Below are 10756 nucleotides of genomic sequence, written 5' to 3' on the forward strand. Positions count from 1 at the left end.
TATATATAAATTTATATTAATTAAATTTTATTCCTTGCACAACTGCTTTCTCTGTTTTCTCCATTAACTCAGCAAAATCATACGCTGCAACTGCTAATGGCTCGTGTACCACAAAGGTAAGTCGATTTCCTAAACCTAACGGAAAAAACCCGTATTTAACGACTTTCCAAGAATTGTTTATACTTACTGGCACTACGTAAGCAGAGGGCGCATACTTACACAAAATTTTTAAACCACTTTGTGCAAATTCTTTTGGCTTACCCGTTTTACTTCTAGTACCTTCTGGAAAAATTACTGCCGAACGATGGTTTGTTTCAATATATTCTCCTAATCCTTTGATCGCAGGAATGGCTTGTTTGGGATCTTTTCGATCAATAAGCACAGAACCTCCATGACGCAAATTATAAGATACACTAGGAATTCCTTTGCCCAATTCCTTTTTACTGACAAATTTACAATGAAAACGACGGAAAAACCAAATCATTGCAATGATATCATACATACTTTGATGATTAGACACAAAAATAAGTGGAACATCTTTAGGAATACTTTCTATATTTTCAAATTTATAAGTTGTTCCTAAAATATTGGTACATCTTAATAAGAAAAAATTTAAATAATCTACACTTATTTTATGTGCTTGATATCCAAAGACATTAAAACAAATCCACTGAATTGGGTGAAATACGAGCAATGTTAGACCAAAAAATAAATAATAAATAACAGAAATGGGATACGAAACTATTTTTTGCATGCTTTAAAAATTAGCTACAAAAGTACTAAATAATTTTTTAGGGTTATTTAAATACAAAACAATATATCACCTCATCGTTTAATTGTAACTTTGCCCTTCTAAATTTACGCCTTTTTATATTAAAATGAATTTCAAATACCCAAAAAACGAAAAGCTAAAAAGTAAAATCACTATTGGATTATTGTTTACTGAAGGAAAATCAGTTTCAAAATATCCGTTGCGTTTAGTCTATAAATCAGGTACTTTTGGCGAAGGGGAGAAAATCAAAATGGGTGTTTCTGTTTCTAAGAAAAATTTTAAAAAAGCAGTAGATAGAAATTATTTCAAACGCATCCTTCGCGAAACCTATCGACTCAACAAACATTTACTAATTGATAATTTAGACCAACCGTACTCCTTCATGTTCTTTTATCAAACTAAAGATCGTCTTACTTACGAAGAAATCAATACTAAAACGATTCAGTTATTCGAGAAGTTTTTACTACAAATAAAAAAAGAAATCTAAGCTGTTCTATTTTTTGTATTTTTATCATTCAAATCCCTAATGAATGAAATACAAAATAATTCTACCGTTACTTTTAATGGCTCTTTTTTCCAATTGTAAAAAAGCAGAAAACAATTTATCCGTCAATGAGGATACAAATGCATTATCGGTATTAGATAAAAAAAATGAGAAGGTAAAATTTGTAAAAAATGATACCGCAACTCCTGACTCGGAAACTCTAGAAACCGAGCAAAAAATAATTAAAGAGGGAAACATTCGTTTTGAAACTAATGATTTACAAGCGACATATACTCAAATACAAAAGGCTGTAAAAAATCAAAACGCAACCATTCAAAATGATACAGAAGGCAAGGATTATAACTCTATATTTAGAAAACTAATCATTCGCATTCCCAATCAAAAATTCGATGTTTTTCTTACTGAAGTTTCTAAAGGAATTACCTATTTTGATAATAAAGAAATAACTTCTCAGGATGTAACTGCAGAATTTATTGATATGAGTGCCCGACTGAAAGCTAAAAAAGTTCTAGAAAATCGCTATCTTGATCTTTTAAAAAAAGCAAATAAAGTTTCTGAAATACTTGAAATTGAAGCACAGCTTTCTACTATTCGCGAAGAAATAGAGTCTAAACAAGGACAATTAAATTATTTGCAAAATCGCGTTTCCTTTAGCACCTTAACTATTGAATTTTACAAACCCGTTGCAGGTGAGAGTGGCGTTACAAGTTCTTACGGAATGAAAATCTGGACCGCAATAAAATCTGGATTCAACAGTATTTCTAGTGTGTTTATTGTTTTGATTAGCATTTGGCCTTTTCTAATTATTCTAACTGTTTTAGTTTATTTTATTAAAAATAGACGTAATACAAAAAATAAAAAATAATGTATTCTTTCCTTAAAAAAAAATTCATAATTCCCGTTGTAGCAGCTACTTTTCTATTTATAGGCAGCAGTTTTAAAGACGATTTTTTTGAAATTGCCAAGCAAATAGAGATCTTCACTACGCTTTTCAAAGAACTTAATAAAAATTATGTAGACGAAACCAATCCTGGAGATTTAATGGATAAAGCAATTAAAGGAATGCTTGCCAGCTTGGATCCTTATACAGTCTATTTTAACGAGCAAGATGTACTTCGTTTTAAGATAAATAATACTGGAGAATATACAGGAATTGGTGCTTTATTGACCAGAAAAAAAGAGCAGTTAATCATCAAGGAAATTTATAAAAATTTTCCCGCTGATAAAGCAGGATTAAAAGCGGGAGACGAGATCATTCAGATTGGAGACGTCATTTTAGCGGATTACAAAGAAGAAGCTTCTAATCTTTTTAAAGGAACCAAGAATACCAAAATTGACATTAAATTCTTGCGTCAAGGAAAACCAAATACTACACAAATCATTCTGGATGAAGTCGAAATAAAATCAGTACCATTTTATGCTAAAATTGATGACAAAACAGGATATATTGTATTGGCACGTTTTAGCAAAAAAGCATCTCAGGAAACTAAAGAAGCTTTAGAACAACTAAAAAAACAAGGTGCAGAGCGCATTATATTAGATGTTAGAGACAATCCCGGAGGACTTTTGAATGAAGCAGTCAATATTTGCAATCTTTTTGTAGCAAAAAATGAAATTATTGTTACCACAAAATCAAAAATTGAAAAACACAATAGTACTTATAAAACGACCCAAGATCCGGTAGACACACAAATTCCGTTGATTATATTGGTGAATGACAGAAGCGCTTCTGCCTCAGAAATTGTAGCAGGCGCTTTACAAGACTTAGATCGTGCGGTTGTAGTAGGAAGTCGCAGTTTTGGAAAAGGATTGGTTCAGAGACCCGTTGATCTTACTTTTGGAACGCAACTAAAAGTGACTATTTCACGCTATTATACGCCTTCCGGAAGATGCATTCAAGCTTTAGATTATTCTAAGAAAGATCAAAACGGAATGGCTATCAAAACAGAGGAGAAAAATTATACGGCCTTTAAAACCAGAAAAGGGAGAACTGTTTATGACGGCGGAGGAATTCAACCCGATATTGAGATGGAAGAAGCAAAATCAAGTCCGATTACAAATGCTTTGATTCGCAACGACGGAATTTTTAATTATGTTACTTCTTACTATTATAAAAACCCTAATTTAGGATCCAAGATTCCTGTGATTTCCGATACCGATTATGCGGACTTTAAACAATTTTTGAAAACTCAAAATATCTCGTTTGATACAGAAACGGAATTGGCTTTGAAAAACACTTTGGCTATAGCCAAAAAAGAAAAACTAGACGAATCGATACAATTAGAATACCAACAATTATTATCGGCACTTCAAAAGAGCGAAAATAATTTATTAGATAAAAATCAAAAAGAAATAAAAAGTTTGATTGTTAATGAGATTATAAAAAGATTTCAATATCAAGAAGGTTTGTACCAATATTACATTCAAAACAATGCAGAAATCAAAAGAGCAACAACCGTTCTTAATACTCCTGCAACCTATAATTCGATTTTAAAAACATGATAAAAAAGTCAATCAAAATATTGGCTCTACTGTTCTTTAGCTGCTTGTCAGCTCAGGATAAACCTGTGGAAACCGTATATTTCGAATTTGACAAATTCAATCTTTATGAAGATCAAGTAAAAGGGATTTTAAATTTTTTGAAAAACACCGACACTACGAAAGTAGAATCGATTCAGATTTATGGCTATTGCGATGATCGAGGTGCCAATGATTACAATTACGAACTTTCTAGAAAAAGAGTCAACACCGTTCAAAACATCCTAACTGAAGCAGGATTTAATAAAAATAAAATCATGATTTTTGAAGGTAAAGGGCGCGTTATTTTAAAAAAAGAAGAAGAATCTAACCTCTCCGAAAGCCGTTCCAAAAACAGAAGAGTCGATTTATTTCTTGTTAAGAAAAATAGTTTTGGAAAAGGGATTTACAATTCCTTTCAAGAGAACCATAAAACAGGAGATCGTATTTATCTTGAAAAAATTTTATTTAGAATGGGAAGTAGTAAATTAACGGAACAGTCTAAAAAAGAATTGGACAAAATTGTAACTTTATTACAACAACAAAAGACAATGGAATTTAAAATTATTGGTCACGTCTGTTGTACTCCATCTTATTTCAATGATGCTATTGATAAAGAAACATTGCAACGCAAACTTTCATTAAATCGCGCCAAAAATGTTTATAAATACTTATTAGACAAAGGTATTAATAGCTTAAGAATGCGTTATGCAGGATATGGCAATAAATTTCCTTTAGGCCAAGGAGAAGAATTGGACCGCCGTGTTGAATTTTTAATATTAAAAATTTAGTTAGCCTTTGATCATTTCAATATGCGGAATATCATCTTCTAAATACATTTCGCTGGTTTGTACAAAGCCGTGACTTTCATAAAACCTTTTAAGATACAGTTGTGCTCCTATAGTTATTTTTTGTTCGTTAAAATGATCTTGAATTCCATTGATAGCGTTGCGCATTAACTCATGTCCCCATTTTCTATCTCTGTACTTTATTGCAACGGTTACTCGCCCAATAGAAGCATTATCAAAACTAATACCTGGTTTAAAAAGTCTGGCATGTGCAACAATATTATCATCATATTTACCTATTAAATGTAAAGCCACTTTATCTTTACCGTCAAGATCTAAGTAAACACAATTTTGTTCAACAACGAATATCTCGCTTCTTAATTGTAATAAATCGTACAGTTCATGAACAGAAAGCGCATCAAATGTTTTTATTGTCCACTGTATTTCCATAGGTTTATTTAATTTTAAATTACAAATAAAAGCAATTACTAACTATCTTTTGATGATTACAACTGATTTTATAATCGCTTCTAGTTCATGCATTAAGTCCCTTTTGTCTTTTGATGGGGCATAGCAAAATCCTTCTAAAACTAATATCCGGTTGTAGTCGGGATCTACAATGGCGTAATTGATAAAAGGGCCAGACATAAAATCATTATTTAATTGCCAAGTTCCTTTAGTTTCGTAGGTTTCTTTACCGTCGTGATTACTCTTAAAAAGATAAGGCGCATACGCTTCTTCAGTCAGCATATTGGTATTGGGCTCTTTTCCACTAATGTATAATTTACCAATAGAATCGCGCATTTTTACAATACAACTTACAAAATCACCATGCTTTTTTATGGTACTAAGTGGGACTTGGTATAGTAAAACACTATTGTTACCACCTATAATTTCTTTTTTGAGCCACATAAAATTACTTTTTTGTAGTACATAAGCATAACCTGAAGGAATTTTTATATCAATATGAAATTTATTAGCAATCACTTTAGGATCAATTAAGGAAAGGCTATTGATTCTTTGATTCTCTTCTATTTCCGCTTGTTTAATGATTTGAATCATTTGAGGCGCATGCTTTTCTATGCAATCAATAATATCAGTACTTGTTTTTCCAGAAATATGAAATACGTTTTGCGGAGCGGCATATTGATTTTTACGAATTTCAAACTTATTTTGTATATCTTTTTTCACAACGATAATCGCGCGCGTATCAGTCATAAATCCTTCTAAAAGTTTTGTGGGATATTGATTGATATTAAACAAAGGCTCTTCTTGAGGCAAGCCAATTACAGGTGCGGCAAACTTATTTCGAATGCTATCGCCCACATCGCCATTCCATAATTGATCATCAATAATTACGGAGATAGTATTTATTTTCCCATTGGTTTTACGAGGTAAACCATCATTCTCTTTTTTACAAGAAAATAACAAAAGAGAAATACAGATAATTAGAAAATGGGACTTATTCATTACTACTTTATTAAGAAATAAAACCCAAATTTATAGAAGTTTATTGTATTATCCGTTTATTTTTAGCTTCATTCCAGGTTTAATATCTTCATTGCTAATATCATTCCATTTTTTTAAATCAGCGATAGTTGTTCCAGGATACTTTCTTGCGATACTAAAAAGGGAGTCTCCTTTTTTAACGTAATAATCCGTTGTGGCTTGTTTTGTAGTTTTGTTTTTAAAAGAATCAACAGTTGCTTTGTCTGTAACAATTACCACCTCATCTTTGGCAACAATTAATGTTTTTCCAATAGTAAGCGTGTTATCTGCAAGTTTGTTCCAGTGTTTCAATTCCGTTAATGAAGCTCCAAATTTAGTAGCAATTGTACCTAAATTATCTCCTTTTTGAACGATGTATTCGATATCCTTACGTTCTTGCTTAGCCACTACTTCTTCATTAGTTTCCATTTCCTTTGGAGAGACTTGTAAAGCAACGCCATACTGCAAATTATTATTTATTAGTCCGTTCCATTCCTGAAGTTGGGCTACTGTTACGTTATACTTTTGGGCTATAGCACCTAAATTATCTCCTTTTTGAACGATATATTGTGAAACTGCATCTGTGGGACTCGCATCACTATTTTTATTTGACTTAGCAGCTAAAGCTTGATTTTTTGAAGTAGTAATTTCAGAAATAATATCATTTTTAACTTCTTTCTTAACGGCTTGCACTTCATTCTGGTTGGTTATTATCTTTAAACTTCTTCCATAAGCAACTGCATTTCCTTTTAGATTATTCCATTTTTTTAATTGAGCAATAGAAACATCATACTTATTGGCTACAGCACCAAGGTTGTCTCCTCGTTTTACCTTGTAATAAGTGGTTTTTGATAGTTTAGAAGTCTTAAAGTTAGAATTATTACTATTGTTACTAGCTAGCGCTTTTATGGCTTGATATGGCTTTTCTCTTTGGTCTAGTTGATACTCCGTGTAAGCGTAGACTTTATCTTCATTAGAAGCAAAAATAGCTACTTTATCTTGAGGAAGTCTCAAATAGTGATTTTCATCATTATAAAAAGGGACAATGTTAAGTTTATACGATGGATTTAAAAGTTGCAATTGTGCGATTGGAACGTCTAACAAATCCCCTAATTGTTTAAAGGTGATTTGTTGTTTAATTCTAATGGTATCGGTAGCAAAATGTTTAACAGCTGCTCTTTGTGGTACAATACCATGTTCTTTGTGGTATTCATAAAGATACATTGTAGCAAGGAAAGCGGGAACATAGCCTTGCGTTTCTTTGGGTAAATTTTTTCTAATGTTCCAGTAATTTTTTTGTCCACCAGAACGTCGAATCGCTTTGGCAACATTTCCAGGTCCTGAATTATAGGAGGCTAAAACCAAATCCCAATCGCCAAACATTTTGTACATATTTGTCATGTATTGTGTGGCGGCTGCACTAGATTTTAAAGGATCGCTGCGTTCATCGATATAAGAATCGATTTTTAAACCGTACTGCTTTCCAGTATGATACATAAATTGCCATAATCCGGTGGCGCCCATTTTAGAAATTGCTCTTGGATTTAATGCAGATTCTACAACAGCTAAGTATTTTATCTCAAGTGGAACATTTTGTTTGGCCAAAGCTTCTTCAAAAATTGGAAAATAATATTCTGAAAAACCCATTAATCGCTCAAAAGATTTTTTCCTATTTTTCAAAAACGATTTGATAATATTTTCTAAACCTTGATTGTACTCAATATTGAAAGGAGATTTGGCATCCATTGCCGCTAATCTTTCCTTTAAAAGATCCTTTGGCAATTCGTAATCCACATCGGCGTCTATATTAATAGTCTCAATGTCATCTGATATTGTTTTATAAAGGTCTAAACTTGTCAGTTCCTGCATCCATAAGCTATCTACTCGGGCAGCTAATTCATTTTTAACAAATGTTTTCTTTATAGAATCAAGATAGGATAATTTAGGTTCAAATTTATCAATTACGCTGTTTTCATAACTCTGCTGTGAAAATATCTGTACTGAAAATAATAGAAAAAAAGATAAGGTGGTATTTTTTATAGTCATAACGTTGTGATCAAATAGCTATATTTCAAATGATTAGAAAAAGCATAATTTACAAACATAATAGCTAAAATCTAAAATCCCGCGCAAAAAATGTTAAAAATGCAATATTTAGCTTAATTGTGCGTATTTTTTGACTAATTCTGCATGAAAATAGTTTATAGGATACTATTCGTAATTTTATCAAACAAAAAAACCTTAACAATACAGTATCGTTAAGGTTTTAAGAATTGTTTAACAGTTTTTTAAGACTATATTATGGTGCTTTATAATACTAAAAAGAATTTATATTGTTTATTAATTAGTCAAGGATTGCAGCAATACCAGGCAATACTCTGCCTTCAAGCATTTCTAACATCGCTCCTCCACCTGTAGAAACATAACTCACTTTATTTTCTAAACCAAATTGTTTTACGGCTGCTACAGAATCCCCTCCGCCAACTAGAGAAAAAGCTCCTTTTGCAGTTGCTTCAGCAATAAAATTACCTAAGGCAATCGTTCCATTTGCAAAATTTTCAAGTTCAAACACGCCTAACGGACCGTTCCATAAAATAGTTTTAGAGGCTAGTATTACTTCTTTAATTTTTTCTAATGATTTTGGCCCAGCGTCTAATCCTTGCCATCCGTCCGGAATTTTATCAACAGCTACAATTTGTGTTGCTGCATCATTAGAAAAAGCATCCGCAGCCACAACATCAACTGGAAGATGAATTTGAACCCCTTTTTCCTTGGCTAGTTTTAAGATCTCTAGTGCCAACTCCATTTTGTCATCTTCGCAAATTGAATTGCCAATTTTACCTCCTAGTGCTTTTACAAAAGTAAAAGTCATTCCCCCACCAATAATCATGTGATCCACCTTATCCAAAATATTTTCGATAACGGTAATTTTAGACGAAACTTTAGATCCTCCTAAAACTGCTGTAACTGGTTTTTCGCTATTTTTTAAAACTTTATTCAAGCTTTCAATTTCTTTGGCTAACAGCAAACCAAAACATTTATCTTTTGGAAAAAACTGAGCAATTATAGTCGTTGAAGCGTGTGCTCTATGAGCAGTTCCAAAGGCATCATTTACATAAATATCACCCAGACTAGCCAGCTCTTTTGCAAAAGCAGCATCTCCAGCTTCTTCTTCACTATGGAAACGTAGGTTTTCTAACAATAGTACTTCACCAGGTTTCAAATTGGCTGCAGCAGTATTAGCTTCTGTTCCCACACAGTTGGATACAAACTGAACCGGCACTCCTAAAATTTCAGAAGTTTTTGCCAAAATATGTTGCAAAGAATATTTCTCTTCAATTCCTTTAGGTCTCCCCAAATGAGACATCAAAATAACACTTCCACCTTGGGCAAGAATAGCATCAATGGTTGGTTTTGCAGCTTCAATACGCGTGGCATCAGTCACTTTGAAATTTTCATCCAAAGGGACATTAAAATCAACACGAATTATTGCTTTTTTATTTTTGAAATCAAAATCATTTAAAGTTCTCATTGTTTATTTTTTAGTTTATTTTCATTGATAGCTCAACAAATATAAAATTTTTAAAAGAGTTTGTTTTTGAAAATTGATGAATTACACCTTATAATTGAAAATTGAATGCTTAATTATTTTAAAAATTTATTAAAAAATTAAAAAAGGAATTCATTAATCATGGACTGGACTTTGCGTACAAGGACAATTACTAACTCCTTGTAAGAAATCAAATCCTAGGGTTACCACGTGAGTTCCTGAATTATAAGCCGCTAGTTGATTTAATGTCAGTTGGTAGGAATATCCAAAATAAAAACTTGACTTTTTAAGACCCAACATGGGACCAACATTTAAAGGTTTAGCTACTTGATCGTTTAAGAAACGATATGAAATTCCAGCCCAATAATAATCATCGTATCGATTGTACTTACGGTACTTGACATTTAAATCGGTACTAGAACGCTTATCACTTGCAAAATACTGAATGTAGGTTGAAGGTTCAATCTCGGCTCTTCCATCACCTGGAACTTTAAAAACATATCCAGAATAGATCTGATAGTTTAAAAGTAAAGTTGGCTCTACTCCAACAAAACGATCTGCATTTTTGCTTAAAACATTACTAGCATTAACACTGATGTAATACCCTTTATTACGGTACAAAAGTCCCACATCAAAGTTATTGTTGGCTACATATCTGTTATTGGTTATCGCAGCATCTGGAATTGGACGTTCATAAGTGGTATTGAACTTATCAATATCAATTTTAAATGTGTTGATGTTATACGAAAGACCAAAAGACAAATATTGCTTGGAATAATAATCTAATATCAAGTGGTGGGCAAAGGAAACCTTTGCTCCGGTTTGTCTGGTATATCCGTTGCTGTCATTGTATAAAGAGACACCAACACCCGATTGATCAGCAATTCTAAAGTCAGCATAAACTGATTGATTATCGGGAGCATCTTTTATCCCAACCCATTGCGTCAATCCATTTGCTCTAATTCTAAAATTATCACCTATACCCGCAAAAGTAGGAGAAACGACAAAGTTATTATCAGCCAAATACTGAGTAAAAACCGGTAAATTTAACTCTTGACCGTAGCTGTAGGTTACAGTCAAGAGTAGTAATGAGGCAATTATTTTTTTCATTCTATTTTTTTTCAATTAAGAGAATA

At 32.3% G+C, this 10756-nt stretch carries 10 protein-coding genes; 4 read left to right on the forward strand and 6 right to left on the reverse strand.

Annotated features, from left to right (window positions below):
- Positions 1–16: 16 nt before the first annotated feature.
- Entirely contained in the window at positions 17–754 is a 738-nt protein-coding gene (locus J3S90_RS04835; RefSeq protein WP_188049238.1) for a lysophospholipid acyltransferase family protein, read from the reverse strand.
- 124 nt (positions 755–878) lie between these two features.
- Between J3S90_RS04835 and rnpA the strand changes: the two genes are divergently transcribed.
- Genes rnpA through J3S90_RS04855 form a run of 4 tightly spaced genes read left to right on the forward strand, consistent with a single transcriptional unit; the run spans position 879 to position 4585 of the window.
- A complete protein-coding gene (gene rnpA, locus J3S90_RS04840) occupies positions 879–1259 on the forward strand; it encodes a ribonuclease P protein component (RefSeq protein ID WP_188049239.1) in 381 nt (126 codons plus the stop codon).
- Positions 1260–1302: 43 nt separating this feature from the next.
- Positions 1303–2142, forward strand: coding sequence for a DUF4349 domain-containing protein (locus J3S90_RS04845; protein WP_236023881.1), 840 nt, complete (start codon positions 1303–1305; stop codon positions 2140–2142).
- Complete coding sequence (locus J3S90_RS04850; RefSeq protein WP_210645101.1) at positions 2142–3779, forward strand: S41 family peptidase; 1638 nt, start codon at positions 2142–2144, stop codon at positions 3777–3779. Before J3S90_RS04845 ends, J3S90_RS04850 begins: the two co-directional genes overlap by 1 nt.
- On the forward strand, positions 3776–4585 hold the full coding sequence (locus J3S90_RS04855; protein WP_210645103.1) for an OmpA family protein: 810 nt from the start codon (positions 3776–3778) through the stop codon (positions 4583–4585). Before J3S90_RS04850 ends, J3S90_RS04855 begins: the two co-directional genes overlap by 4 nt.
- Here J3S90_RS04855 and J3S90_RS04860 read toward each other — a convergent pair whose 3' ends face one another.
- The 5 genes from J3S90_RS04860 to J3S90_RS04880 form a co-directional block, all read right to left on the reverse strand.
- The gene (locus J3S90_RS04860; RefSeq protein WP_188049242.1) at positions 4586–5032 is read right to left on the reverse strand and encodes a GNAT family N-acetyltransferase; all 447 of its coding nucleotides are present in this window, start codon (positions 5030–5032) and stop codon (positions 4586–4588) included.
- 42 nt (positions 5033–5074) lie between these two features.
- Positions 5075–6052 (reverse strand): DUF4837 family protein, encoded by a 978-nt coding sequence (locus tag J3S90_RS04865; RefSeq protein ID WP_210645105.1) that lies wholly within the window; start codon positions 6050–6052, stop codon positions 5075–5077.
- Positions 6053–6100: 48 nt separating this feature from the next.
- Positions 6101–8116, reverse strand: a complete 2016-nt coding sequence (locus J3S90_RS04870; RefSeq protein WP_210645107.1) for a LysM peptidoglycan-binding domain-containing protein — start codon at positions 8114–8116, stop codon at positions 6101–6103.
- A 298-nt stretch (positions 8117–8414) separates the two neighbouring features.
- Positions 8415–9602: a phosphoglycerate kinase gene (locus J3S90_RS04875; protein ID WP_210645110.1), complete on the reverse strand. Its 1188-nt coding sequence runs from the start codon at positions 9600–9602 to the stop codon at positions 8415–8417.
- Between the two features lie 153 nt (positions 9603–9755).
- Complete coding sequence (locus J3S90_RS04880; RefSeq protein WP_210645112.1) at positions 9756–10730, reverse strand: PorP/SprF family type IX secretion system membrane protein; 975 nt, start codon at positions 10728–10730, stop codon at positions 9756–9758.
- Positions 10731–10756 lie beyond the last annotated feature (26 nt).

Origin of the sequence: Flavobacterium flabelliforme (assembly GCF_017948675.1) — a bacterium.
Taxonomy (GTDB): Bacteria; Bacteroidota; Bacteroidia; order Flavobacteriales; family Flavobacteriaceae; genus Flavobacterium; species Flavobacterium pygoscelis.

Coding starts and splice junctions, on each gene's coding strand:
- J3S90_RS04835 (WP_188049238.1), bottom strand. CDS start 754: ATGCAAAAAATAGTTTCGTATCCCATTTCTGTTATTTATTATTTATTT.
- rnpA (WP_188049239.1), top strand. CDS start 879: ATGAATTTCAAATACCCAAAAAACGAAAAGCTAAAAAGTAAAATCACT.
- J3S90_RS04845 (WP_236023881.1), top strand. CDS start 1,303: ATGAAATACAAAATAATTCTACCGTTACTTTTAATGGCTCTTTTTTCC.
- J3S90_RS04850 (WP_210645101.1), top strand. CDS start 2,142: ATGTATTCTTTCCTTAAAAAAAAATTCATAATTCCCGTTGTAGCAGCT.
- J3S90_RS04855 (WP_210645103.1), top strand. CDS start 3,776: ATGATAAAAAAGTCAATCAAAATATTGGCTCTACTGTTCTTTAGCTGC.
- J3S90_RS04860 (WP_188049242.1), bottom strand. CDS start 5,032: ATGGAAATACAGTGGACAATAAAAACATTTGATGCGCTTTCTGTTCAT.
- J3S90_RS04865 (WP_210645105.1), bottom strand. CDS start 6,052: ATGAATAAGTCCCATTTTCTAATTATCTGTATTTCTCTTTTGTTATTT.
- J3S90_RS04870 (WP_210645107.1), bottom strand. CDS start 8,116: ATGACTATAAAAAATACCACCTTATCTTTTTTTCTATTATTTTCAGTA.
- J3S90_RS04875 (WP_210645110.1), bottom strand. CDS start 9,602: ATGAGAACTTTAAATGATTTTGATTTCAAAAATAAAAAAGCAATAATT.
- J3S90_RS04880 (WP_210645112.1), bottom strand. CDS start 10,730: ATGAAAAAAATAATTGCCTCATTACTACTCTTGACTGTAACCTACAGC.